22 protein-coding genes are annotated in these 23,501 nt (G+C 71.2%); 6 read left to right on the top strand and 16 right to left on the bottom strand.

Annotated elements, in window-relative coordinates; translation table 11 throughout:
* Positions 1 to 14 precede the first annotated feature (14 nt).
* From QM626_RS12760 to QM626_RS12750, 3 genes are all read left to right on the top strand, one after another.
* Positions 15 to 965, top strand: a complete 951-nt coding sequence (locus QM626_RS12760) for an L-lactate dehydrogenase (protein ID WP_415077330.1) — start codon at positions 15 to 17, stop codon at positions 963 to 965.
* 105 nt (positions 966 to 1,070) lie between these two features.
* Positions 1,071 to 1,850: a hypothetical protein gene (locus QM626_RS12755; protein ID WP_415077329.1), complete on the top strand. Its 780-nt coding sequence runs from the start codon at positions 1,071 to 1,073 to the stop codon at positions 1,848 to 1,850.
* A 98-nt stretch (positions 1,851 to 1,948) separates the two neighbouring features.
* Positions 1,949 to 3,316: an amidohydrolase family protein gene (locus tag QM626_RS12750; protein WP_415077328.1), complete on the top strand. Its 1,368-nt coding sequence runs from the start codon at positions 1,949 to 1,951 to the stop codon at positions 3,314 to 3,316.
* Between the two features lie 57 nt (positions 3,317 to 3,373).
* Here QM626_RS12750 and QM626_RS12745 read toward each other — a convergent pair whose 3' ends face one another.
* Positions 3,374 to 3,862 (bottom strand): nucleoside deaminase, encoded by a 489-nt coding sequence (locus QM626_RS12745; RefSeq protein WP_415077327.1) that lies wholly within the window; start codon positions 3,860 to 3,862, stop codon positions 3,374 to 3,376.
* 195 nt (positions 3,863 to 4,057) lie between these two features.
* On the opposite strand from QM626_RS12745, the gene radA reads away from it, so the two are divergent.
* Positions 4,058 to 5,404, top strand: a complete 1,347-nt coding sequence (radA, locus tag QM626_RS12740) for a DNA repair protein RadA (protein ID WP_415077326.1) — start codon at positions 4,058 to 4,060, stop codon at positions 5,402 to 5,404.
* A gap of 15 nt (positions 5,405 to 5,419) precedes the next feature.
* Here the strand turns inward: radA and QM626_RS12735 are convergent, their stop codons facing one another.
* The 14 genes from QM626_RS12735 to QM626_RS12670 all read right to left on the bottom strand — a co-directional run bounded on the left by QM626_RS12735 (position 5,420) and on the right by QM626_RS12670 (position 20,733).
* The gene (locus QM626_RS12735; RefSeq protein WP_415077325.1) at positions 5,420 to 5,833 is read right to left on the bottom strand and encodes a dehydrogenase; all 414 of its coding nucleotides are present in this window, start codon (positions 5,831 to 5,833) and stop codon (positions 5,420 to 5,422) included.
* Between the two features lie 30 nt (positions 5,834 to 5,863).
* Positions 5,864 to 6,388 carry a hypothetical protein gene (locus QM626_RS12730; RefSeq protein ID WP_415077324.1) on the bottom strand — a complete coding sequence of 175 codons (525 nt, stop codon included), beginning with the start codon at positions 6,386 to 6,388 and terminating at the stop codon, positions 5,864 to 5,866.
* Positions 6,389 to 6,449: 61 nt separating this feature from the next.
* A complete protein-coding gene (locus QM626_RS12725) occupies positions 6,450 to 7,148 on the bottom strand; it encodes a hypothetical protein (RefSeq protein WP_415077323.1) in 699 nt (232 codons plus the stop codon).
* 50 nt (positions 7,149 to 7,198) lie between these two features.
* Positions 7,199 to 7,702, bottom strand: coding sequence for an amino-acid N-acetyltransferase (locus tag QM626_RS12720; RefSeq protein WP_415077322.1), 504 nt, complete (start codon positions 7,700 to 7,702; stop codon positions 7,199 to 7,201).
* Between the two features lie 138 nt (positions 7,703 to 7,840).
* Entirely contained in the window at positions 7,841 to 10,369 is a 2,529-nt protein-coding gene (locus tag QM626_RS12715) for an ATP-dependent Clp protease ATP-binding subunit (RefSeq protein ID WP_415077321.1), read from the bottom strand.
* A gap of 167 nt (positions 10,370 to 10,536) precedes the next feature.
* Positions 10,537 to 11,790 carry a M24 family metallopeptidase gene (locus tag QM626_RS12710; protein WP_415077320.1) on the bottom strand — a complete coding sequence of 418 codons (1,254 nt, stop codon included), beginning with the start codon at positions 11,788 to 11,790 and terminating at the stop codon, positions 10,537 to 10,539.
* A 41-nt stretch (positions 11,791 to 11,831) separates the two neighbouring features.
* On the bottom strand, positions 11,832 to 12,881 hold the full coding sequence (locus QM626_RS12705; protein ID WP_415077319.1) for a sugar phosphate isomerase/epimerase family protein: 1,050 nt from the start codon (positions 12,879 to 12,881) through the stop codon (positions 11,832 to 11,834).
* Complete coding sequence (locus tag QM626_RS12700; protein WP_415077318.1) at positions 12,874 to 14,322, bottom strand: FAD-binding oxidoreductase; 1,449 nt, start codon at positions 14,320 to 14,322, stop codon at positions 12,874 to 12,876. The genes QM626_RS12705 and QM626_RS12700 overlap by 8 nt, the downstream gene beginning before the upstream one ends.
* On the bottom strand, positions 14,319 to 15,455 hold the full coding sequence (locus QM626_RS12695; RefSeq protein WP_415077317.1) for a sugar phosphate isomerase/epimerase family protein: 1,137 nt from the start codon (positions 15,453 to 15,455) through the stop codon (positions 14,319 to 14,321). The genes QM626_RS12700 and QM626_RS12695 overlap by 4 nt, the downstream gene beginning before the upstream one ends.
* Entirely contained in the window at positions 15,452 to 16,291 is an 840-nt protein-coding gene (locus QM626_RS12690; protein WP_415077316.1) for an ATP-binding cassette domain-containing protein, read from the bottom strand. The genes QM626_RS12695 and QM626_RS12690 overlap by 4 nt, the downstream gene beginning before the upstream one ends.
* The gene (locus tag QM626_RS12685; RefSeq protein WP_415077315.1) at positions 16,288 to 17,172 is read right to left on the bottom strand and encodes an ABC transporter ATP-binding protein; all 885 of its coding nucleotides are present in this window, start codon (positions 17,170 to 17,172) and stop codon (positions 16,288 to 16,290) included. The genes QM626_RS12690 and QM626_RS12685 overlap by 4 nt, the downstream gene beginning before the upstream one ends.
* Positions 17,173 to 17,174: 2 nt before the next feature.
* A complete protein-coding gene (locus QM626_RS12680; protein WP_415077314.1) occupies positions 17,175 to 18,080 on the bottom strand; it encodes an ABC transporter permease in 906 nt (301 codons plus the stop codon).
* The gene (locus QM626_RS12675) at positions 18,077 to 19,099 is read right to left on the bottom strand and encodes an ABC transporter permease (RefSeq protein ID WP_415077313.1); all 1,023 of its coding nucleotides are present in this window, start codon (positions 19,097 to 19,099) and stop codon (positions 18,077 to 18,079) included. The genes QM626_RS12680 and QM626_RS12675 overlap by 4 nt, the downstream gene beginning before the upstream one ends.
* 71 nt (positions 19,100 to 19,170) lie before the next feature.
* Positions 19,171 to 20,733 (bottom strand): ABC transporter substrate-binding protein, encoded by a 1,563-nt coding sequence (locus tag QM626_RS12670; RefSeq protein WP_415077312.1) that lies wholly within the window; start codon positions 20,731 to 20,733, stop codon positions 19,171 to 19,173.
* A gap of 330 nt (positions 20,734 to 21,063) precedes the next feature.
* Here QM626_RS12670 and QM626_RS12665 point away from each other — a divergent pair, with 330 nt between their 5' ends.
* Together QM626_RS12665 and QM626_RS12660 are read left to right on the top strand one after the other, a co-directional pair.
* Entirely contained in the window at positions 21,064 to 22,050 is a 987-nt protein-coding gene (locus QM626_RS12665; RefSeq protein ID WP_415077311.1) for an ornithine cyclodeaminase family protein, read from the top strand.
* A 9-nt stretch (positions 22,051 to 22,059) separates the two neighbouring features.
* Complete coding sequence (locus QM626_RS12660; protein ID WP_415077310.1) at positions 22,060 to 22,740, top strand: GntR family transcriptional regulator; 681 nt, start codon at positions 22,060 to 22,062, stop codon at positions 22,738 to 22,740.
* Positions 22,741 to 22,753: 13 nt separating this feature from the next.
* On the opposite strand, the gene QM626_RS12655 is transcribed toward QM626_RS12660, so the two are convergent.
* Positions 22,754 to 23,497 (bottom strand): hypothetical protein, encoded by a 744-nt coding sequence (locus QM626_RS12655; RefSeq protein WP_415077309.1) that lies wholly within the window; start codon positions 23,495 to 23,497, stop codon positions 22,754 to 22,756.
* Positions 23,498 to 23,501: the final 4 nt, after the last annotated feature.

The raw sequence follows: 23,501 nt of genomic DNA, 5'->3' as shown, positions 1-23,501 counted from the left end.
GCAAGACTGGCGGCATGTCCGTGATCGAGAACTCGAAGCTCACCGTCGTCGGCGCCGGCTCCGTCGGCTCCTCCACCGCCTACGCCGCCCTCATCCGCGGCTCCGCCCGCCACGTCGCCCTCTACGACATCGCCACCGCGAAGGTCGAGGCCGAGGTGCTCGACCTCGCGCACGGCACCCAGTTCACCGGCACCAGCGACATCGCCGGCGGCAGCGACATCTCCGTCGTCGAGGGCTCCCACGTCGTGGTGATCACGGCAGGCGCCAAGCAGAAGCCCGGTCAGACGCGCATCGAGCTGGCGGGCACCAACGCGAACATCATCAAGACCATGATGCCGCAGCTGCTCGAGGTCGCCCCCGACGCGGTCTACGTCATCGTCACCAACCCGTGCGACGTGCTGACCGTGCTCGCGCAGGAGGCGACCGGCCTGCCGCCCGAGCGCATCTTCGCCTCCGGCACGGTGCTCGACACGTCGCGGCTGCGCTGGAAGCTCGCGCAGCGGGCGGGCGTGTCGTCCTCCAGCGTGCACGCGTACATCGTCGGCGAGCACGGCGACACCGAGTTCCCGCTGTGGTCGAAGACGACGATCGGGACGGTGCCCATCCTGGAATGGCAGAGCGCGGGACACCCCCGCATGACGGCCGGCGAGCTCGACGAGATCGCGATCGACGTGCGGGACGCCGCCTACAAGGTCATCCAGGGCAAGGGGGCGACCAACTACGCGATCGGCCTGTCGAGCGCCCGCATCGTCGAGGCGATCCTGAACGACGAGCACGCCGTCATGCCGGTGTCCACGGTGCTCCACGACTTCCACGGCATCGACGGCGTGGCGCTCTCGGTGCCGTCGATCGTGAGCGCGCACGGCGCGGTTCCGATCCCCGAGACCTCGTTCGATGCGGCCGAGCTGAGCCTGCTGCACCGGTCGGCGGACGCGCTGCGGGAGGTCGCGGCATCCTTGCGATGAGGAGCGGTTATTCACGGCGCGCGTCGTTGTACCCGCCGCGGGAGCGGGGTTAGGCTCACCTCAGTCGGGGGCGATCGTCGGCCTCCGTGGCGGGAGGTGCGCACCGTGTCCGGATACGTCAGGCTGCCGATCCTCGAAGAGACCGGCTACGTCGTGCTCGATCGGGCCGAGCCGATTCCGGACGCCGAACAATGGACGGCGCTGGAGTACGTCCGTTGGCGCTCCTCCGGCGTCACCCGCTTCGCGCCGCTGGCGAGCTTCGCCGGCGAGGTCGAGTGCAACGGGTTCTGGAACCAGACCCCGCCCCGCACCGACAAGGACGGCGTCTGGGTCGCCTCGCAGACCGCCGAAGCCCCCGAGCTGGTCCGCCGCGCGCGGGAGCCCGGCGCCGGCGTCGGCCGCTGCCGCGTGATCGAGCTCCAGCCGAACACGTACGCGGATGCCGTGTACAACCTTCACCTCGACGACAACAACCGGCTGAACCCGACGGACACCGGCTGGGTCGTGCGAGGGCTGGAGAACCTCACCGACGACCCCGACTCGCTGCTGATCCTGCGCGCCGACCGCTTCGACCCGGCCACCGAGACCCGCATCCCGCTGCCCGCCGGCAGTCGCGTGATCGTCGACACCCAGCGGCTCTGGCACGCCGTGTGGCACCGCGGCACCACGCCCCGGTACGCGCTGGTGACGTCGTGGGAGTCGGGCCCCGAGCTGGCGGCCTACGTCGACGCGCACCACGGCAGCCCCCGCGCCGAGTCGGTCGCGCTCGACCCGCGGCTCGTCGACGATGCGCAGCACGAGATGCACCGCCGCATCGAGGACCGCCGGCTGGCGCTCGAGGCGGTCGGGCACGCGTACGAGCTGCCGACCATGAGCGAGGCCTGAATCTTCATCCCGCGGTAACGCCGCCCGCACGACCGGGAAATCCCGGCCACGTCGAATGGATGCTGTCGCATCCGTTCCCCCCGAGACCGGGAGGCCCCATGGGCATCCACATCCTCACCGCCGACGTCGTCGTGACCATGAACGCCTCGCTCGACGTCCTCACCGACGCCGGCGTCGCCATCGACGGCGACACGATCGTCTCCGTCGGCACGGTCGCCGAGCTCGCCGCCGCCCACCCGGGGGCGCCGCACCGGCATCTCGCCGACCGCGTCCTGATGCCCGGGCTGGTCAACGCGCACCACCACTCCGGCCTGCTGCGCGGCACCGCCGAGCACCTGCCGGTGTGGGAGTGGCTGCGCCTGCACATCGATCCCATGCACCGGGTGCTGACGCCTGCGGACGCCGCCGCGGCGGCATGGCTCTGCTACGCCGAGGGGCTGCTGTCGGGGACCACGACGGTCGTGGACATGTGGCGGTACATGGACGGCGCGGCGCGCGCCGCTGACGTGCTCGGCAACCGCGTCGTCACCGTCAACTACGTGGGCGCGCACCCCGACTACGACTACTTCGACACGCTCGACGACAACGAGCGGATGCTGCGCGAGTGGTCCGGGCACGACCGCGTCATGCCGTGGGTCGGGCTGGAGCATCCCTTCTACGCCGACGACGACGGCTGGCGCCGGGCGATCGCCCTCGCCCAGCGGTTCGACACCGGCCTGTACACGCACTGCAGCGAGTCCGAGCAGGAGATCGGCATGTTCGCCGCGCGCACCGGTGCCCGGCCGATGATCGCCCTCGACCGGCTCGGCTTCTTCGACACGCCCCGCACGATGATCGCGCACGCCGTCTGGCTCGACGCCGACGAGATCGCCCTGATGGCGGCGCGGGAGGCGAGCGTCTCGCACAACCCGGTCAGCAACATGAAGCTCGCCAGCGGCTTCGCGCCCGTCGCCGAGCTGCTGGCGGCCGGGGTCGCCGTGGGGCTCGGCACCGACGGCGAGAAGGAGAACAACAACCTCGACATGTTCGAGGAGATGAAGGTCGCCTCCCTCATGGGAAAGATCCGGGCGATGGATGCCGCGGCCATGGACTCCTGGCAGGTGCTGCGGATGGCGACCACCGGCGGTGCCCGCGCGATCCGGCAGGAGTCGCGGCTCGGGTCGCTCGAGCCCGGCAAGCAGGCGGACCTGGTGGCCGTGCGCAGCGACACCCCCCGCATGACGCCGCTCATTCCGTCCGGGGAATATGCGAACGTCCATCACAACCTCGTGCACGCGGTGCGCGGCGGCGACGTCGATCTGACGATGGTCGCCGGCCGGGTGCTCGTCGACGACGGCGAGCTGGTCTCCGCCGATCTCGGCGAGATCATCGAGCGGGCTCGCGCCCGGGTACCCGAGCTGTTCGCCCGCCGGTCCGCCTATCTCGCCTCGGTGGACGAGCCGGAAGGACTCATGGGGCGGTCGTGAACCCGCACGCCCTCGGAGTCCGCCCCGGTCGGGGGAGACAGTGCCGCGGGCGGATCGCTACTGCCAGAACCCCTCGTGCGCCCGGGCCGCCTCGTCCTCCAGCAGGGGCCCCACGACCTCGATGCGACGCTGTCCCCGCGCGAACACCTCCCGGCACGGCAACGAGAACGTCGGGTTCTCGGGGTGATCGCCGGTCAGTGTGAGCAGTCGATGCTCGGACAATGCGTAGACGACCCGGTCGATGCCGGTCCAGTACACCGCGCCCGCGCACATCGCGCACGGCTCCGCACTCGTGTACAGGGTCGTGCCGGCCATCCCCTCCGGTCCCAGGGCGCGGAAAGCCGATGCGGCGGCGACCAGCTCCGCATGGCGCGTGGGGTCGCCCTCCGGCGGCAGCGAGTCGTTCCCCGCCGAGGCGACGATCCGGCCCGTCCGGTCTGCGACCACGGCCCCGAAAGGGTGCGCCCCGCCGGCGCGGGACCGCTCGGCGACGTGCATGCTCTCTCGCAGCAGTGCCAGCTCGGCTTCGGTGAGTTGAGCAGACATTCGGACCCTTCTTGTGAACACGTTCTCTCAGCGAGAGACACAGACGCTCTAGCATCCTGCGAGATCATTTCCCGGTCGTTACGGGGAGCGGATGTTTCGCGCATCACTGGCCGCCGGGTCGCCTCCGCGTTCGCGGCCCGGCAGAGCGCCGGCGGGGCGGCCGGCGATGTCGGCGGCCCGACCTAGCCTGGTCCCATGGCCACCAGACGCGCAGCCGCCGCCCCGTACCGGTGCACCGAGTGCGGTTGGACGACCGTCAAGTGGGCCGGCCGCTGCGGCGAATGCCAGCAGTGGGGCACCGTGGTCGAGGCGACCGCGCAGACCGGCGTGATGCGCGGCTTCACGCCCATCACGCCCATCGCCGAGCGCGCGGCCCGCCCGATCACCGAGCTGACCACCGCCGAGGCGCCGCGACGGGCCACCGGCGTCGGCGAGTTCGACCGGGTGCTCGGCGGCGGGCTCGTGCCCGGCGCCGCCGTGCTGCTGTCGGGGGAGCCGGGGGTCGGCAAGTCGACGCTGCTGCTCGAGGTCGCGGCCCGCGCCGCGCACGACGGCTACCGGGTGCTCTACGTGAGCGCCGAGGAGTCGACGGCGCAGGTGCGACTGCGGGCCGAGCGCACCGGCGCCCTGCACGACGAGCTCTTCCTCGCCAGCGAGACCGATCTGGCGACGCTGGTCGGTCACGTCGACGAGGTGCGGCCGGGCCTGCTCATCGTCGATTCGGTGCAGACGGTGTCGTCGGCGCTGAGCGAAGGGCTCGCCGGGCACCCCAGCCAGGTGCGCGAGGTGGCCGCGACGCTCGTGCGCATCGCGAAGGAACGCAGCCTGCCCGTGCTCATCGTCGGCCACGTCACCAAGGACGGTCAGGTCGCCGGGCCTCGCCTGCTCGAGCATCTCGTGGACGTCGTGTGCCACTTCGAAGGCGACCGGCAGACCTCGCTGCGGTTCGTGCGGGCGCTGAAGAACCGCTTCGGCCCCACCGACGAGGTGGGCTGCTTCGAGATGACGGGGGACGGCATCTCCGAGGTGCCCGACCCGTCGAGCCTGTTCCTGGGCACCGGCACGCCGGTCAGCGGCACCTGCGTGACCGTGGCGCTCGAAGGGCGGCGGGCGCTGCCGGTCGAGATCCAGGCGCTCGTGGTGCCCTCCACGGCGCCCAACCCGCGCCGGGTGGTCAACGGCGTCGAGTCCTCGCGGGTCGCGATGATCCTCGCGGTCGTCGAGCGGCGCGCGAGGCTGCGGCTCAGTGAATGCGACGTGTACGTCTCGACCGTGGGGGGTGTGAAGCTCTCCGAGCCCGCGGCAGATCTGGCGATCGCCCTGGCGATCGCCAGCGCGGCCACCGACCGGCCCATCCCGCACACTGTCGCGGCGTTCGGCGAGCTGAGCCTGACCGGCGAGGTGCGCGCCGTGGCACAGCTCGCCCAGCGGCGCAGCGAGGCGGGGCGTCTCGGCTACGCCGGCCTGATCGACGCCTCGGTCGCCGATCTGACGGCGGCGCTCGCCCGGCTGCACATCGTCGCGGCTCCGCCCGCCCGGTGACCGGGGCCCTGCGGCTCACGCCTCGACGGTGAGCGCCTCGATCAGATCGGCGGGGGTCGCCTGCAGGGGGTGGGGGCCGGCGATGTCGAAGAACACGGCGGTGATCTCGTCGCGGTGCGCGGTCAGGAATCGCCGCAGCCACGCCGGGTCCTGCAGTGCGACCGCCGCCGGCAGCGATTCGGGCTTGTGCGCCGCATCGCTGAACAGCAGCAGCGCGACCTGCCCGGTCTCGGGGTTGCGGTAGGTCCACACCTCTCCGGCGTCCCGCGGATCGTCCCGCGCTCCGGCACGCATCAGCGGCACCACGGTCGGACCGTGTCGCAGCGCGAACGCGACCGCGGCCATGTCCTGCGTCTGCAGCGCGTCGGTGAGCGCCGTGTTGCGGAACTCCGGCATCCGCGCCCGGTCCCTGCCCTTCTTCGCCGCCATCCCTCCAGCGTATCGGCGGCTGCGACGCCCTCAGTGGCCGCCGACCACCACCTTGAGGACGGAGACGACGAGTCCGATCGCGGCCAGCAGCATGCCTGCCAGGAAGGTGCGGAACGAGGGGCGACGTCCACGGATCCGCTCGATGACGAAGCCGGTGATCGCGAGGCGCACGACGATGTATCCCTCGGCGACGAGCTGGGCCCACAGCCCGGGGATGTCGCCGAGCCAGGCGAGCCCGAGGATCGCCGCCGGGATCAGCCCGCTCGTGAGAACCGGCAGCGAGTCGCGCAGCTCGCCCCACAGCTCGGCCCGGCCGAGCCGCTCGTCGGATCGCGCGCGCAGGCCGGCCGACTCCGCGATCACGTGCGCGACGTAGGTCGTCAGCGAGGCGCCGAGCACGATCGCGAAGCTCAGACCGCTCTCGGCGTTCTCGCGGCCGAGCGGGATGACCGCCGCCAGCGCCACGATGGTGCCGTACACGTAGGCGGTGATCCTGCTCGCCGCGTGCTCCCGGCTCAGGTCCGCGTGACGGCGTCGGGTCAACAGAGCGAACATGACAGCGACGATATCGGCGTCGCCTTTGTCCTTTCTATGGCGGCAGCCGTGCCGGGTGCCGTCAGTACAGCAGGAACTGCGCGGTGGTCGCCGCGGAGATGCCGCCGATCGAGACCGCCAGGTGGTACGACGCGCCGCCGGCGGTGGCCTTCGTGCGGTTCGCGTCGTCGCACGTGTCGACCGAGGAACGGGTGCGGTCCCAGGTGATCGGCGTCGCGCTGCTGACGGTCTGACCCGCCGTGATCGTGACGATCTGGTCGCTCGGGTCGGTCTGGCAGTCGGTCGAGCGCCAGTACGTGTCGCTGCCGCTGGAGACGACGAACGACTGCGTCGTGGTGCCGACGTTCATCTGGCAGTCCTCGTCCGAGGTGTTGGTCAGGGAGATGGAGAACTGCGGGTTCTGCCCCGACGCGTACGAGGTCTGATCGGTGACGGCGGTGACGGTCACGTCCCCGGCAGTGCAGGTCGCGAGCGCCTCGCTCGTCGGCGTGGCCGCCGGCGCGGTCGCCGAGGCCGCGGCCTCCGCATCCGCCTCGGTGTCGGGCCCCGCGGAGGTCTCCGCCGTGGGCGTCGGGGAGGCGGAGCTGGTGGCCTCGTCCCCCGCGGTCGGGCCCGGATCGGCGGTGGCCTCGCCGCGCCACGGCTGCGCGATCAGCAGCCAGACGACGGCGACCACGACGATCACCACGAGCAGGAGCACGAGCCGCCGACGCCGATACACCGCGGGCGACTGACGGCGGTGGCGGGTGGGCGTGCTCACCGTTCCAGGCTACGTCGCCGTCTGCGAGCCGACCGCAGGGCGCGCGCGGCTCAGAGGGTCTTCAGCATCCGGGTGTTGCCGAGCGTGTTCGGCTTGACGTGCGCCAGGTCGAGGAACTCGGCGACGCCCTGGTCGGGGCTGCGCACGAGCTGGGCGTACACGTCCGGGTCGACGACGTGCTCGCCGATCGGCGCGAAGCCGCGGCGGGTGAAGAAGTCGACCTCGAAGGTCAGGCAGAACAGCCGGGACAGGCCGAGGGCGCGCGCGTCGTCCTCCAGCGCCTCGACGATCGCACGTCCGACGCCGTGGTGCAGCCACTCGTCGGTGACGATGAGGGTGCGCACCTCGCCGAGGTCCTCCCACATGACGTGCAATGCACCGCATCCGATGACCCGCCTGTGCACGTCCTCCGCGATGACGAACTGCTGCACCGCCTCGTAGAGCACGACGATGTCCTTGCCGAGCAGGATGCGCCGCTGGACATACGGCTCGAGCATGCGGTGGATGCTGCGCACGTCCGCGGCCCGGGCCGAACGAACGGTGAACTCGCTCATCTCCTCAGCCTATGCCCCCGCTCCCCTCCGTTGACTTGCCCTATATGCACGCGAAAAGCGTCTCGCAGCGTACATATAGGGCAAGTCAACGCGGAAAGGGGCGGATGCTGCAGCACCCGCCCCCTCTCGCGCGAGAGGTCAGCTGCCGGTGGCGGCGATGTCGGGAGTCGCGGTGATCCCGCCCACCGCGCCCACGCCGACGCCGACCTTCTCGCCTCGCGGCGCGTGGTCGAAGACGAACCTGCCGTCCTTCGCATCGACGAGGATGTGGTCGCCCGACTCGAGCTGGCCGTGCAGGATCTGCTCGCTCAGCTGGTCCTCCACCTCGCGCTGCATGGCACGGCGCAGCGGCCGGGCGCCCAGGGTGGGGTCGAAGCCGAGCTCGATGAGCCGGTCCTTGGCCGCGAGGGTGAGCTCGAGCGTCAGGTCGCGGTCGAGCAGGCGCTCGCCCAGCCGCTTGGTGAACAGGTCAACGATCTGGCGCAGCTCGTCCTTGTTCAGCTGCGGGAACACGATGATGTCGTCCACGCGGTTGAGGAACTCGGGCTTGAAGTGGCGCTTCAGCTCCTCGTCGACCTTGCCCTTCATCCGCTCGTACGACGTCTGCGAGTTGCCCTCGACCTGGAAGCCGACCGGCCCCCCGGCGATCGCCGACGAGCCGAGGTTCGTCGTCATGATGATCACGGTGTTCTTGAAGTCGACGACGCGGCCCTGGCCGTCGGTCAGCCGGCCCTCTTCGAGGATCTGCAGCAGCGAGTTGAAGATGTCCGGGTGGGCCTTCTCGATCTCGTCGAACAGCACGACCGAGAACGGCTTGCGGCGCACCTTCTCGGTGAGCTGGCCGCCCTCCTCGAAGCCGACGAAGCCGGGAGGGGCGCCGAACAGCCGAGAGACGGTGTGCTTCTCGCCGAACTCGCTCATGTCGAGCGAGATCAGCGCGCCCTCGTCGTCGAACAGGAACTCGGCGAGCGCCTTGGCCAGCTCGGTCTTGCCGACGCCGGTGGGGCCGGCGAAGATGAACGAGCCGCTGGGACGCTTCGGGTCCTTCAGGCCCGCACGCTGACGACGGATCGTGCGCGCGAGCGCCGCGATCGCCTCCTCCTGGCCGATGACGCGCTGGTGCAGCGCCTTCTCCATGAAGACGAGGCGGCTGGACTCCTCCTCCGTCAGCTTGAAGACCGGGATGCCGGTCGCCTGGGCGAGCACCTCGGCGATCAGTCCCTCGTCGACCACCGCGGTGGTGGCCACGTCGCCGTTGCGCCACTGCTTCTCCAGGCGCAGCCGCTCGGCCAGCAGCGACTTCTCCTCGTCGCGCAGCGACGCCGCCTTCTCGAAGTCCTGCTCCTCGCTGGCCTGCTCCTTCTGCTGGCGCACGGCCGAGATCTTCTCGTCGAACTCGCGCAGCTCCGGGGGGCTGGACAGGATGCTGAGGCGCAGGCGGGCCCCCGCCTCGTCGATCAGGTCGATGGCCTTGTCCGGCAGGAACCGGTCGGAGATGTAGCGGTCGGCGAGGTTCGCCGCGGCGACGATCGCCCCGTCGGTGATCTGCACCTTGTGGTGCGCCTCGTAGCGGTCGCGCAGGCCCTTCAGGATGTTGATGGCGTGCGGCAGGCTCGGCTCGGCGACCTGGATCGGCTGGAAGCGGCGCTCCAGCGCCGCGTCCTTCTCGAAGTGCTTGCGGTACTCGTCGAGGGTCGTCGCGCCGATGGTCTGCAGCTCGCCGCGGGCGAGGAGAGGCTTCAGGATGCTGGCCGCGTCGATCGCGCCCTCCGCCGCGCCCGCGCCGACCAGGGTGTGGATCTCGTCGATGAACACGATGATGTCGCCGCGGGTGCGGATCTCCTTGGTGACCTTCTTCAGCCGTTCCTCGAAGTCGCCGCGGTAGCGGGAGCCCGCGATGAGGGAGCCGAGGTCGAGGGAGTAGACCTGCTTGTCCTTCAGCGTCTCCGGCACCTCGCCCTTGACGATCGCCTGCGCGAGACCCTCCACGACGGCGGTCTTGCCGACGCCGGGCTCGCCGATCAGCACCGGGTTGTTCTTGGAGCGGCGGGAGAGGATCTGCATGACCCGCTCGATCTCCTTCTCGCGGCCGATGACCGGGTCGAGCTTGTTGTCGCGAGCGGCCTGGGTGAGGTTGCGGCCGAACTGGTCGAGCACGGCGGAGCCGCCCTGCGCGGCCTGCTGGTTCTGCTCGCCGGCCCCGCTGGCGACGCCCGCGGGCTCCTTGCCCTGGTAGCCGCTCAGCAGCTGGATGACCTGCTGGCGCACCTTGTTCAGGTCGGCGCCGAGCTTGACGAGCACCTGGGCGGCCACGCCCTCGCCCTCACGGATCAGGCCGAGCAGGATGTGCTCGGTGCCGATGTAGTTGTGGCCGAGCTGCAGCGCCTCTCGCAGCGAGAGCTCGAGCACCTTCTTGGCGCGGGGCGTGAAGGGGATGTGCCCGGTGGGCTGCTGCTGGCCCTGGCCGATGATGTCCTGCACCTGCTCGCGGACGGCGTCCAGCGAGATCCCGAGGCTCTCCAGGGCCTTCGCGGCGACGCCCTCGCCCTCGTGGATCAGGCCGAGCAGGATGTGCTCGGTGCCGATGTAGTTGTGGTTGAGCATCTTCGCCTCTTCCTGGGCGAGGACGACCACACGACGGGCTCGGTCGGTGAATCTCTCGAACATGTCGACTCCTCCGGGCGCACGACCGGCGCCGTACGTCGAGGCTAACCAGCATCCGCCGCCCGCACGCCCGTGTTCGCCGTGGGCGCATCGGCCGTCGCGTGCACGGACGATCACGGACCGGGGCGTCGCGGCTACCCGTCCCGCGACGCCCCGGTGGTCTCCGTGGCTCAGGCCGGAACCACCTGCAGGCGGTTCGGGATCGTGTTCAGCTCCTCGATGCCGTTCGCCGTCAGCAGGACCGTGCCGCCGATGCACACCCGCTTCCCGTCGCGCAGCGCGTTGGGCTCGAAGGCGAAGGCGACGCCCTCGGTGATCTCGAAGTCGCCGTCGAGGCCGACGCCGGCCGGCAGCGCCGGCAGGTGCGCGAGTGCCGGGTCCACGCCGGGGTCGAGCCGGGTGGCGCTGTTGTAGATCACCGGCGCCACCGTCTGCACCATGGGCCCGGTGTTCCACGTCTTCGAGCGCGCGAGCGGCTCGTCCATGATCGCGGCGAGCTCGGCGAAGCGCAGTCCCGGCTTGAGCGCGTCGATGCCGGCGCGATAGGACTCCAGGCACACCTCCTCGAGCTCGCGCAGCAGCCGGTCCGGCTCGCCGACGACCACGTCGATCTGCTGCTGCGACTCGAACCCGCCGTAGAACGCGAACACCTCGGACGCGATCGAGTCGCCGGGCTGCAGCTCGTAGGGCCGGCCGCCCATCGAGAACCATTCCGGGTTGCCCCAGCCGAAGCGGTGGGAGCCCGCCCGTTCGAGGATGAACGGCGCCCTCATCCAGCCGCCCCCGGCGACGATCGCCGCGAGGGCCGCCGCGGTCGGCACGCTCTCGAGAACGCCCGCCCCGGTCGCCGCGACGTATGCCGCGCAGGCGGCCTCGCCGAGCTGGGCGGCCTTGCGCACCATCTGCTGCTCCTCCGCGCTCTTGACCATGGTGAGGTGCTCGTACGCCTGCGCCACGTCCACGAACGTGACGTCGGGCAGCTTCTGCAGCACGGTGGTCCAGGTCGAGAACGGGATGACGCCGGCCCACTCGCCCACGGCACGGCTGGACAGCCCGACCACGCCGATCGTGGCCGTCGCCAGGCCCCGGTCCACGATCGCGGCGCTGAGGTTGGCGATCGGGTTGCCGTGCTGCCACGAGTCGGTCCAGCGCTCGTAGCGTGCGCCGGCGCCGTCGTAGCGGTTGATCGGCACGTCGCCGACGAACTGGATCGGGTCCTCGGCGGCGGTGAAGAGGACGGTGGCGTGGCTCTCCTCGTTGGTGAGGTAGGAGTCCAGCGCGTTGCGGCCCTGGCCGAAGACGATCAGCGCGTCGACGCCCGCCGAGGACATCATGGCTCGGACGGCGGCCCATCGGCGATCGCGTTCGGCGAGGGAGAGGGTGGGGAACTCGTCGAGCGGGAGCTCGGGCTTGATGACGGTCATGGACGTGCCTTTCTTCTCGGTTCGTGCGGCGGAGCGGGCCGTCAGGCCGGCTGCAGCTCGCGGATCTTCTGCCGCAGCGCATCGGCGCTGCGGACGATGAACTGCTCGGCGGCGGCGGCGGAGACGTGCGCGCGCAGCTCGCGCAGCGACATGGCCTCCCCCGCCGCGGCGCGTGCCTCGTAGCCGCGGGTGAGGCGCACCACCTCGGCGAGCTCGGAGACGGACAGGTCGGGATGCGCCGCCTGCCAGACGGGGTCGTCGATGTAGAGCGACATCTCGGCCCGCGTGCCGCCGGCGAGCCCCTCGATCGACAGGGCCAGGTCGGGGTTGCCGGCGATGAGGACCGGCAGGATGCGGTCCCAGTCGAGCACCCCCTCGCCGACCGGGAGCAGGAGGCGGCCGATGCCGTCCTCGGTGAAGCACAGCGCGACGTCGCGGAGGTGCGTCGCGCGGACGTACGGCGCGACACGCTCGGCGGCCCGCACCGGGTCCTCGGCGCGCACCAGCACGTTGGCGGAGTCGAACGTGATGCCGAACGCGTCCGGCCCGGCGTCCTCGACCAGCCGCACGACCTCGAACGACGTGATCTCCTCGTGGGTCTCGAGGTTGAGGTGCGCGCCGGCGTCGCGCAGGGTCGGCGCCAGGATGCCGAGCACGCGCGCGGTCGCGGCCAGCTGCACGTCCCAGTCGACGTCGGTGCGGAAGCGGTCGCACGCGTACATGCCCGGGATGCGGAACTGGTAGTTCGCCGTCGCCGTCCACAGCTCGGTGATCCCCGCCGCCGCCAGGGCGCGGATGATGCGCTCGAGGCCGAGCACGTAGTCCCCGTCGCCGAAGGCCCGGATCTCCGGGAACTCGGGACTCGCGAACGGGTTGACCTTCGCGGCGCCGGACTGGACGTACATGCCCAGATGCCGCGCATGGGCCACGACCTCGCGCAGCTCCCCGGCGTCCAGCGTCGCGGAGAGCTCGAACGGAGACCGGAAGAAGGCCCCTTCCAGGCCGAGCTCGGACATCCGGTCGAGGGTCCAGAAGGCGCCCCGCTCGCGGGCGCCGGCGAACTTGGAGGTGTCGCTGCCGACCTTAGGCATCCTGATCGTCCTCTCCCACGTCGTGCAGGTCGACCAGGCCGCGCGCGAACACGTTGTCCGGGTCGTATGCGGCCTTGATCGTGACGAGACGGTCGTACCGGTCGCCGTACACGGCCCGGGCCACCTCGTCGTCGCCGGCGTCCGAGGCGAAGTTGATGTACGTGCCCGCCCGGAACGGCGCCATGGCGCGGTCGAACTCCCTCGCCCAGGCGACCAGGGGCGCCCGCTCGGAGCGGTGCTCCCAGTCGGCGCCGATGTTCGCGCCGAACAGGCCGCGGATGCCGACCGCCGAGTCGTCCGACTCGCCGAGCGGCTCACGCGAGCCCGCGATCATCTCGAAGGGGCACATCATCTGATGCGAGATGAACGCCGACGAGTTGAGCGAGCGGCCGGGATAGCGGTCCACATGGTCCAGGACCACGTCGATCGCGGCCGGGGTGAGCTCGCTCAGCGACTGATGCTTCCAGTAGTGGGAGACGCCGTACCGGAACTCGTCGTCGGTCGCATGCTGCAGCGTGACGTGCGGGATGGTGCGCACGCTGGTGTAGATGGGCTCGGCCTGCGCGAAGATCTCGCGGGTGAGCGCCGGCTCGTCCGCGGGGTCGCCGTAGACGACCGTCGCGACCGAGATGATCTGCTGTCCCCGGTGCTCCGCCGGGATCTGCGACCAGTAGCCGGGCGCGCGCATCAGCCGGACGTAGGTGCCGACGTTCGCGGGCCGGTCGGGTCCCCAGTCGGCGAAGAACTCCAGCAGTCCGCGACGGTCCTCGGCGGCGAACAGGGCCTGGCGCACGGTCGCCAGCCCCGGCAGCGGCACGTAGCGGTAGGTGAACCGCGTGGCCACGCCGTAGTTGTGGCCGGCGCCCCGCAGCGCCCAGAACAGGTCCGGATGGTGGTCGCGGTCGGCGGTGAGGATGCGGCCGTCCGCCACCACGACCTCGATCGACTCGACGTGGTCGACGGTGGTCCCGTACATGCGCGACAGGTAGCCCCCGCCGCCGCCGAGCGTGAGACCGGCCACGCCGGTGTGGGAGACCACGCCGGCGGGCACCGCGACGTCGTAGGGTGCGGCCGCCCGGTCCACGTCCCCCCAGCGGCAGCCGGCGCCGACGGTGACCGTGCCCGCGACGGTGTCGAACTCGATGTCGCGCAGGAGGCCGGTGTCGATGAGCACGGCGTCGTCGGCCACCGCCGTGCCGGCCAGGTTGTGCCCGCCGCCGCGGACGGTGATCGGCAGGCCGTGCTCGACGCACCAGCGCAGGGCCGCCGAGACGTCGCTCGCGTCGCGGCAGCGCACGATGGCGGCGGGATACCGGTCGATGTCGGCGTTCCAGACGCGGCGCAGGACGTCGTACTCCGCGTCGTGCGGGAGCACCACCTCGCAGGCCAGGGCATCGGCCAGCGCGCCGGCGCGGGAGGACAGGGTCGTCGTATCGGTCACGGTCGGATCTCCTTCGGGATGTCGTGCGGCGGCGTCGCCCGGGCGGATGCCGGGAGCGCGTTCGAAGCCAGGGCGCGGAGGCGTTCGCGCAGGTGGGCGGCGGACCGTGCGACGAACTCGTCGACTCCCATGAACGGTGGCCGCTCGCCGCGCAGGTCCGTCTCGTCCGGCACGTCGCCGCGCCGCGCGCGGGCCGTGTAGCCCTCGGCGAGCGCGCGCAGCCGGTCGAGCGTCTGCGCGGTCAGGTCGGGATGTCCCGCATCCCACACCGGGTCGCCGGGGAAGAGCCTCATCTCGGCGCGCATCGCGCCGATCCCCTCGATCGTCAGCGGCAGGTCCGGCTGGTGCGTCAGCAGCACGGCGAGCAGGTCGTCCCAGTCGATCAGGCCGTCCCCGCACGGTGCGAGGAAGCGCGAGATCGTGCCGTCGTCGCCGGTGATCAGCACCGCGTCCCGCAGCTGCGTCGAGTGGACGTAGGGCGCGATGCGGGCGACCGCCTCGTCCGGCAGCTCGGCGCGCACGAACAGGTTCGCCGGGTCCAGGCAGATGCCGATCACGTCGTCGCCCACCGTCTCGATCAGCCGCAGCAGCTCGACGGTCGTGATCTCCTCGTGGGTCTCGAGGTCGATGCGCACGCCGTTCGCCCGGAGCGCGGGCGCCAGCCGCCGCAGCAGCTCCGCCGTCGCCGCGAGCTGGTCCGGCCACGGCGCCTCCCGCCGGAAGCGGTCGGTGAAATACAGCCCCGGGTAGGGCTTGAAGCCGCCGACCGCGCTCCAGCACTCGGTCCATCCGAACGCCGCGGCGGTCTCGATCATGCGTTCCATGCCGCGCACGTAGCTGCCCCGGCCGAGATCGCGAACACGCGGGAGCTCGGCGGTCATGTAGGGGTTCACCTTGCCCACGCCCATCTGCACGTAGAGCCCGAGCTCGTCGGCGAGAGCGGCGACGTCGCCCAGATACGCGTGGTCGAGGGTGGGGGAGAGCTCGTCGAGGGTGCGGTAGTTGACACCCTCCAGCCCCGCGGCCGCCGTCGCGCGCAACGCGTCCAGGCCGTCGCCCCACATCGTCGTGCCGTCGATGAACTTGATATCGGTGCCCACCCGTGGGATCGGGGGGTCGGTGACGGTCGTCATGCTCGATTGCCTTCCTCTGTCGTCGGGTCCGCTGCGCGCCGCCTCGCCCGTCGCTCGCGCTCGGCCCGGGGATCCGCCCGCGGCACCGCCTCGAGGAGTTCTCGGGTGTACGGGTGCTGCGGGGCGCCGTAGATCTGCTCCCGGCGTCCTTCCTCGACGATCGCGCCGTCGCGCAGCACGATGACGCGATCGCAGAGGTAGCGCACGACGGCGAGGTCGTGAGCGATGAACAGCAGCGTCAGCGAGAGCTGCCGCTGCATGTCCTTGAGCAGGTTCAGCACCTGCGCCTGGACGGAGACGTCGAGCGCGGACACGGGCTCGTCGCAGATCAGCAGCCGCGGCCGGGTGACGAGGGCGCGGGCGATGGCGATCCGCTGCCGCTGGCCGCCGGAGAAAGATCGAGGATGCCGGCGCATCTGCTGCGCGTCGAGCCCGACCTGTTCGAGGGCCTCGACGATCCGATCCCGCCGCTGCGCGGCAGAGATCCCCCGCTGCAGCGACAACGGCTCGCCCACGATCGTCCCGACGTCCATCCGCGGGTCCAGGCTCGAGTAGGGGTCCTGGAAGACCATCTGCACCTCGGAGCGGAACCGGCGTTCCTGCGCGAACGTCAGCCGACGCACGTCCAGGCCGTCGTAGACCACGCTGCCGGCCTGCGGCCGTTCCAGCCCGACGACGCAGCGGATGGTGGTGGACTTCCCCGAGCCGGACTCGCCCACGAGCCCCAGCGACTCTCCTTCGTGCACGTCGAAGCCGAGGCCGTCCAGCACGGTCCGTTCCCCTCGTCCGGTGCCGAACCTCTTCACCAGGCCCTCGACGCTCAGCAGCGCGCTCATGCCGGTGTCCTCTCCGCGGTGTCCTCGGCCCGCATGATGTCGTCCACGGTCACCAGCCGGGAGTCGAGATCGGCGTCCAGGCGGGGCACCGAGGCGAGCAGGCCGCGGGTGTACGGATGCCGCGGCCGCGCGAAGATCTCGTCGACCTCGCCGGTCTCCACGATCGAGCCCCGTCGCATCACCGCGACGCGATGCGCGAGGCCGGCGACGATGCCGAGATCGTGGGTGATCAGCAGCACCGCCAGCCCCAGCTGCTCCGACTGCTCCTCCAGCAGGTCCAGGACCTGCTGCTGCACCCGGACGTCGAGCGCGGTCGTGGGCTCGTCGGCGATGAGCAGCCGCGGTCCGGCGATCAACGCGGCGGCGATGACGACTCGCTGCCGCATCCCGCCCGAGAACTCGGAGGGGTACGCGCGTGCTCGACGCGCCGCGTCGGGCACGCCCAGCCGGTCCAGCATCTCCACCGCCCTCCGCCGTGCCTGGCGGCGGGGCACCCCCCGTACGATCAGCGGCTCGGCGACCTGCGCTCCGATCGGGATCACCGGGTTGAGCGCGGTCATCGGGTCCTGGAAGACCATCGCGGCCACGCCGCCGCGCAGGGCACGCAGCGTCCGGTCGTCGGCGCCGACGACCTCGGACCCGCCCAGTCGGATCGATCCGTCGAGCTGGACCGTGGGATCGAGTCTCATCACCGCCTTCGCCGTCATCGACTTGCCCGAGCCGGACTCCCCCACCAGGGCGAGACGCTCGCCCGCACGCACGCGCAGCGAGACGGAGTCCACCAGGACGAGGTCCTCGCGGGGACGGTCCACGTCGGTGCGCCGCGCCGAGGGGACGCGCACGGTCAGGTCGGCGACGTCGAGGACGATATCGGTGTCCACGGTCAGGCCCTCCCCACCGTCGGATCCAGGCGCACCCGGATGGCGTCGCCCAGAAGCCCGAATCCGACCGCGGCCGCGGTGATGGCCAGCCCGGGCACCGCCGTGACCCACCACGCCGTCGTGATGTACTGCTGCCCCGCGGCGACCATCGACCCCCAGTCGGCGCTGGGCGGTGCCGCCCCGACGCCGAGATAGGCCAGGCCCGCGATCAGCACGATGGTTCCCGAGATCTCCATCGAGGCCTGCACGTAGACGGAGTCCAGCGAGTTGGGCAGCACATGGCGCACCATGACGCGCAGCCGCGAGGCGCCCATGACCCGAGCGGCCTCGACCGACGACGCGGCCATCGTCTCCCGGAGGATCCCGCGCACGAGCCGGGTCGTGCCCGGCCACGCGGCGATCGTCATGGCCACCACGATCGACTGCAGCGACGGGCCGAGCGCGGCGGCGATGCCGAGGGCGAGGACCATGGCCGGCAGCGCCATCACGATGTCGCACAGCCGCATGATGGCCTCGTCCACGGGACGCGGCGACATCGCGGCGATGCCGGCGACGACGACCCCGATCAGCGTCGTCAGCGCGACGACGGCGACCGCGGCGAGGATCGTCGACCCGGCCCCGGCCAGCAGCCGCGACAGCATGTCGCGGCCCGAGGTGTCGGTGCCGAGAAGGTGCCCATCGGTCCCGGGCGGCAGCAGGGCATCCGCGGGCACCGCGCGGTAGGGGTCCATGGGCTGCCAGAACAGGCCGACCACGGCGAAGAGGAGGACGAGCCCGACCAGCGCGTACGCCACGGTGTCGACCGCGTCGGCGCCGCGGAACAGCCGGCGCACACCGCCGCCGATGCGCGCGCCGACCACGGCGGGGCGCAGCGGGTCGCGCAACGACGAGATCCCTGCCCCGGTCATGCCCGCGCTCCGATCTGCGCGTGGCGGACACGCGGGTCGAGCAGCATCTGCAGCACGTCGACGACGAGGCTGGCGGCCACGAAGACGACGCCGATCATCAGCACGCCCCCGAGCACGGCGAAGGTGTCCTGGTTGAGGACCGCCGCGTTGAGGTAGACGCCGATGCCCGGCAGTGCGAAGACGGTCTCGACCAGCAGCGCGGCCCCCATCATCCAGCCGAACTGCATCCCGACGATCGTCAGGGTCGAGCCCGCGGTGGCCCGGAACGCGTGCCCGAACAGCACCCGGCCGGCGGAGGCCCCCTTCGCGACAGCGAACGTCACGTAGTCGGTCTGCAGCGCCCCGATCATGGTCGAGCGGACGTTTCTGGCCACGGTCGCCATGAACGGAGCGGACAGCGCCAGGGCGGGGAGGAAGAGGTGCTGGAAGTAGTCGATGAACGCCGGGAGGTCGCCGGCGACGAGGGCGTCCACGAGGGTGAGCCCGGTGACGTCGGGCACGGAGGTGCCGAAGCTCGCCGCGCCCGAGATCGGGAAGATGCCGAGCTGGCTGGCCAGCCACCATTGCAGCAGCATCGCCAGCCAGAACACCGGGATGCCGCCGCCGAGGACGAAGATGAGGCGCACGGCGAGGTCGCCGACGCGACCGCGGTGCGCCGCGGCGAGGATGCCGAGCGGGACCGCGACCAGCAGGGTGATGAGCATCGCCAGCACGACCAGCTGCAGCGTGACCGGAAGCGCCGCCGCCAGATCGTGCGCGACCGACTGATGCGTGGAGGCGGACTGGCCCAGATCGCCCTGGGCGGCCCCGACGAGGAAGTCGACGTACTGCTGGAGCACCGGCTTGTCCAGCCCGAGCCGTTCACGGGCCAGCTCGATCTGCTCGGCGGTCGCGGTGCGCCCGGCGGCGACCCGCGCCGCGTCGCCGGGGATCAGCTTGGTGAGGAAGAAGACGACCGTGATCACCCCCCACACGCTCACGAGCGCGAGGGCGATCCTGCGCACCAGGAACCGCGTCATGTGCGTGTCCTCCTTTCCGATGAGAGCGGCGATGTGCTCGCGGGCGCCGCCTTCGCGGCGCCCGCGAGGGATCACTCTGCGGCGACGCGCAGATCCGTGACGTCGAACAGCTGCGACGTCGGCCGGAACTGGATGCCCGAGACTGCGGAGTCCGTCACCGTCTGAGTGACCTGATTGGCGATGTCGACGCTCACGTGGTCGTCCGCGATGAGCTGCTGCGCCTGCTCGAAGTCGCTGCAGGCCGTGTCGGAGTCCGTCGAGGACATGCCCGCCTCCAGCAGGCTGTCCACGTCCGGGTTCGAATACCGGCTGTAGTTGGTCTGGTCGATGAAGGCCGAGTCGTAGACGCGGTAGAGCATGGGACCGACCTCGGGGTAGTACGGGAAGTCCCACAGGATCGCCAGGTCGGGCGTCGTGTCGGCCGACTGCACCATCGCGGTGTACTCCGGGAAGGTGACCGACTTCAGCTCCACCGTGATGCCGATGTCGGCGAGGTTGGACTGCAGCAGCGTCGCGGCCTGCGCGTGCTCGGGGATCTGCGACTGGTAGGCGAGGGTGAGCGTCAGGCCGCTCACCCCGGCCTCGGCGAGAAGCTCCTTGGCCTGCTCGACGTCCTGCTCGCTCTCCCCCGTGTCGGCACGGCAGGCGAGGTTCGGCGCGACGATGCCGGTCGCCACGGTGCCGTTGCCGCCCATCGCGGTCGCCACGTGGCCGGTGTAGTCGTAGGCCAGCTGGATGGCCTCCCGCACCCGCACGTCGGAGAGCGCGGAGGCCTGCGTGTTCATCATGACGTAGGTCTGCATGTACGAGGGGAGCTCCACGACGGAGAACCCGCTCTGCCCGTCGAAGGTCGCGACGTCCTCCGCGGTCAGTCCCGTGGCGACGTCGACGCCGCCGGACTTCAGCTCGTCCCGGATCGTCGAGGACGTGCTGATGTAGCGGTAGACGAGGGTCGCCGGCCGGTCGGCCACGAGGTCCCAGGAGTCCTCGAACACGTGGAAGGACGCCTGCTGGTTGGCGGTGTAGTCGTCGAGCTCGTAGACGCCCGAGCCGGCGTCGTTGCTCGCCAGCCAGGTCTGGCCGTCGTCGTCGCCGAGGTTCTGCTCCACCAGCGCGGAGTCCAGGACGTAGACCTTGCTGAGCGCGCCGACGAAGCGGAGGTTGGCGCCGGAGAGCGTGATCTCCACATGCGTGTCGTCGATCGCCTCGGAGGACACGTAGTCGGAGATGAACGAGGCGACGCCGGTGCCGAGCCGCTTGATGCGGTCCAGCGTGTAGACGACGTCGGCGGCGGTCATGTGGTTGCCGCTGTGGAAGGTGACGTCGTCGCGGAGCGTGAGGACGACGGACGCCGCATCGGCGGCGAACTCCCAATCGGTCGCGATACCGGCCTCGAGGTTGCCGTCGGAGTCGTAGTCGACGAGCTTGTCGTACATCGCGCGGTCGGTGAAGTCGGTCTGGACATCCGACGCGAGGATGGGGTCGAGCGACTGCGGCACGGCGCCGCTGCCGATGACGACGGTGTCGTCGCTCGAGGAGGCGGTGGTCGCGCTGCCGCCGCACGCGGAGAGGGCCAGCGCCACGGGCACCAGCAGTGCGAGTCCTGCTGCGAGACGGGTTCGGGTGATCTTCATCGTGGATTCTTCCTGGTCGCCGTATGGATCGTCGATAGTTCCGGGTAGCCGTCCGCGGGTCTCTGACGGGGTGTCACGGGATGCTCCGGCCTGTTCGTTCGGCGCTCCCGCTGTGAAACTGTATGCAGATCTTCGTACGCCAACGTTTCGGGGAGATTCCAGAACGTTACGTTCATGCAAAGCCTCGGTCGTCATACACGGTCATTAATCCCTGTATTTTCAAGGGAAAATCCTGAAACTTCCCCGACTTGGGTCATTCCGACGCGTGAGCGAAGATTCTCTCGACCTGGTCGGCATATGTATTTTTGTATGCAGTTCTGAGGAGGCACCATGGTGACGACCGTTCTGACGTCGGCTGACTGCGAGGCCGTGTGGGAGTGGGAGCCGGTCATGACGGCTCTGCGCGCGGCCCACGTCGATCTCCACTTCGGTCGCTCGGAGCAGCCCGTCCCGCAGGCGATCGGGCAGACCTCGCCGGATGCCCGCCGACTGGTGCCGATGATCGCCGCTGCGCACGTGCACGACCTGGTCGGCGTGAAGATGCTCGTCGACGCGCCCGCGAACCGACCCCTCGGCCTGCCCGCGCAGCGATCGACGGCGGTGGCGTTCTCGAGCGAGACGGGGGAGTGCATCGCCCTCGTGGACGGCATGACGCTCACCCGGCTGCGCACGGCGGCCGTCACCGCGATCGCCACGGATGCGCTCGCGCGACCGGACAGCCGTCGTCTCGGACTCGTCGGAGCGGGCGCGCTGGCACGCGCCCACCTCGAGGCCATCCGTGTCGTCCGGCCCGTCGACGAGGTGGTCGTCTGGTCGCGCAGCGCGCGACGCGCCGCGGAGTTCGTGGACTTCGCGGCGTCGATGGGGGTGAGCGCCTGCACGGCGCCGACGCCGGCGGACGCCGCGCAGGCGGACGTGGTCTGCACCCTGACGCCGTCGACGACGCCGCTGCTCACGGGCGACGAGATGCCCGCCGGCACGCACGTCAACGCCCTGGGCTCACCGCCCCGCCCCGTCTTCCGGGAGCTCGCGCCGCGGCTGTTCGCGCACGCCGACCGGATCGTGGTCGACGTGCGCGATGTCGCCCTCGCCGAGTCGGGCAACATCCGTGAGGCGTTGAACGCCCGGGCGATCGCCGAATCCGACCTCGTCGAGCTGGGGACGATCCTGGCCGGCGAGGTCACCGGCCGCGCCGGTGCGGGCAGGACGACGGTCTTCAACTCCGTCGGGGTCGGCCTGCAGGACCTCGCCGCGATCTACTCGCTGCTCCCGCTCGCGCGTCGCGCCGGCGTGGGGCAGGAGATCACGCTGAGGTAGGGTGCGGCCATGTCCATTGCCGTGTCCGCCGTCGATGAGCCCGTCGACGGGACCTCGCTGGTCGACCGCCTCTCCGAGCAGCTGCGCGAGCGGATCATCGTCGGACGATATGCGCAGGGATCGAGGGTCACCGAGAGCCGCCTGGCGCTGGATCTGGACGTCTCGCGGGCGCCGCTGCGGGAGGTCATCCCCCTGCTGGTCCGGGACGGCTTCCTGGTGACCGCGCCCCGCCGCAGCCCGGTCGTGTACCGATGGGACACACGCTCCATCACGGACCTGTTCGACGTGCGCCTCGCGCTCGAGCCGATGGCGGCGTCCCTCGCCGCCGAGAAGGCGCGGGCCGGAGATGACATGAGCCGCCTTCGCGACGGGCTGGCCCACGCGCACGACGTGCTCCACGGCCACGACGCGCTCGCCTCCGCCCGGGTGAACGCCCGGTTCCACCACGAGGTCGCCGAGTGCTCGGGCAACATCCTGCTCGCCTCGCTCGAGGGAAGCGTGATCGGCAGGATGACGTGGTTGTTCTATCTGACCAACGATCGCGATCCCGACGCCCAGTGCGCCGAGCACGACGAGATCGCCGGGGCGATCCTCCGCGGGGAGCCCGCGCTGGCGGCCCACCTGTCGGCAGCGCACGTCGAGCGGGGCCGCATCCCGACCCTCGACGCCCTGTCCTCGCTCTTCGAGTGACCGGGCAGCGCGCTCAGGTCGTGGCCGTCGGGCTGGCGGACGGGGACGCGGCCACGGGCTCGCCCACGATCGGCACCGTCACGGCGTCGAAGACATCGCCGCTGAGCACGAGCTGCGCCCCGGTCGGTGTCGTCAGCCCGGACACCTCGGCGAGCCCGGCGCGCGGGGCGATGTCCATCGTGCACACGCGGTCGGCGTCCGGATCGACGAAGGTGAGCGTGACCTGCGCATCGCCCGTGGCGGCCACATCCGCCACGACCGGTGCGCACGACGACGACCCCCAGGTCAGGTAGGCGAACATGCCGGCCTGGCTCGTCCAGCCGGCGCTGGGCTGGTAGTCGGTCTCGCCGCCCGGGCCGGCCAGACCCTCGGCGCCGGCGAGCGCGGCCTCGCCGGCGCCGCTGCCGTAGCTCACCCGCACGTCGACGCCCTGGGCAGGATCGACGCCGTCGGGCACGCTCACCAGGGTCACGCGGGCGGTGTAGTCGGCGGTGCACGCCTGCGACGCGGTCGGGTCGTCGAGCGTGACGGCGAGGGCGCCGTCGTCGGCGAGCGTCGCATCGCCCGCGACCGGCACACAGGATGAGCTGCCCCACGTGACGACGCCGATGAGGCGGCCGCTGTCGAGCCAGGCGGCATCCACGTCGATGGATGTCGGGTCGGACTCGCCCGAGGAGAACGCGCTGCAGCCCGTCAGCGCCACCGCCGCCACCGCACCGGCCACCCCCCAGCCCACGAACCGCCGCACCGCGCTCATCGCG

Source organism: Microbacterium sp. (genome assembly GCF_047606385.1).
Taxonomy (GTDB): Bacteria; Actinomycetota; Actinomycetes; order Actinomycetales; family Microbacteriaceae; genus Microbacterium.
Note: the sequence above shows the minus strand (reverse complement) of the source record. Positions and strands in the feature narration are given on the sequence as shown.

Excerpts from the sequence above, each read along its gene's own strand:
- QM626_RS12760 (WP_415077330.1), top strand. The coding sequence starts at position 15 with ATGTCCGTGATCGAGAACTCGAAGCTCACCGTCGTCGGCGCCGGCTCC.
- QM626_RS12750 (WP_415077328.1), top strand. The coding sequence starts at position 1,949 with ATGGGCATCCACATCCTCACCGCCGACGTCGTCGTGACCATGAACGCC.
- QM626_RS12745 (WP_415077327.1), bottom strand. The coding sequence starts at position 3,862 with ATGTCTGCTCAACTCACCGAAGCCGAGCTGGCACTGCTGCGAGAGAGC.
- radA (WP_415077326.1), top strand. The coding sequence starts at position 4,058 with ATGGCCACCAGACGCGCAGCCGCCGCCCCGTACCGGTGCACCGAGTGC.
- QM626_RS12735 (WP_415077325.1), bottom strand. The coding sequence starts at position 5,833 with ATGGCGGCGAAGAAGGGCAGGGACCGGGCGCGGATGCCGGAGTTCCGC.
- QM626_RS12730 (WP_415077324.1), bottom strand. The coding sequence starts at position 6,388 with ATGTTCGCTCTGTTGACCCGACGCCGTCACGCGGACCTGAGCCGGGAG.
- QM626_RS12720 (WP_415077322.1), bottom strand. The coding sequence starts at position 7,702 with ATGAGCGAGTTCACCGTTCGTTCGGCCCGGGCCGCGGACGTGCGCAGC.
- QM626_RS12715 (WP_415077321.1), bottom strand. The coding sequence starts at position 10,369 with ATGTTCGAGAGATTCACCGACCGAGCCCGTCGTGTGGTCGTCCTCGCC.
- QM626_RS12710 (WP_415077320.1), bottom strand. The coding sequence starts at position 11,790 with ATGACCGTCATCAAGCCCGAGCTCCCGCTCGACGAGTTCCCCACCCTC.
- QM626_RS12705 (WP_415077319.1), bottom strand. The coding sequence starts at position 12,881 with ATGCCTAAGGTCGGCAGCGACACCTCCAAGTTCGCCGGCGCCCGCGAG.
- QM626_RS12695 (WP_415077317.1), bottom strand. The coding sequence starts at position 15,455 with ATGACGACCGTCACCGACCCCCCGATCCCACGGGTGGGCACCGATATC.
- QM626_RS12690 (WP_415077316.1), bottom strand. The coding sequence starts at position 16,291 with ATGAGCGCGCTGCTGAGCGTCGAGGGCCTGGTGAAGAGGTTCGGCACC.
- QM626_RS12680 (WP_415077314.1), bottom strand. The coding sequence starts at position 18,080 with ATGACCGGGGCAGGGATCTCGTCGTTGCGCGACCCGCTGCGCCCCGCC.
- QM626_RS12675 (WP_415077313.1), bottom strand. The coding sequence starts at position 19,099 with ATGACGCGGTTCCTGGTGCGCAGGATCGCCCTCGCGCTCGTGAGCGTG.
- QM626_RS12670 (WP_415077312.1), bottom strand. The coding sequence starts at position 20,733 with ATGAAGATCACCCGAACCCGTCTCGCAGCAGGACTCGCACTGCTGGTG.
- QM626_RS12665 (WP_415077311.1), top strand. The coding sequence starts at position 21,064 with ATGGTGACGACCGTTCTGACGTCGGCTGACTGCGAGGCCGTGTGGGAG.
- QM626_RS12660 (WP_415077310.1), top strand. The coding sequence starts at position 22,060 with ATGTCCATTGCCGTGTCCGCCGTCGATGAGCCCGTCGACGGGACCTCG.
- QM626_RS12655 (WP_415077309.1), bottom strand. The coding sequence starts at position 23,497 with ATGAGCGCGGTGCGGCGGTTCGTGGGCTGGGGGGTGGCCGGTGCGGTG.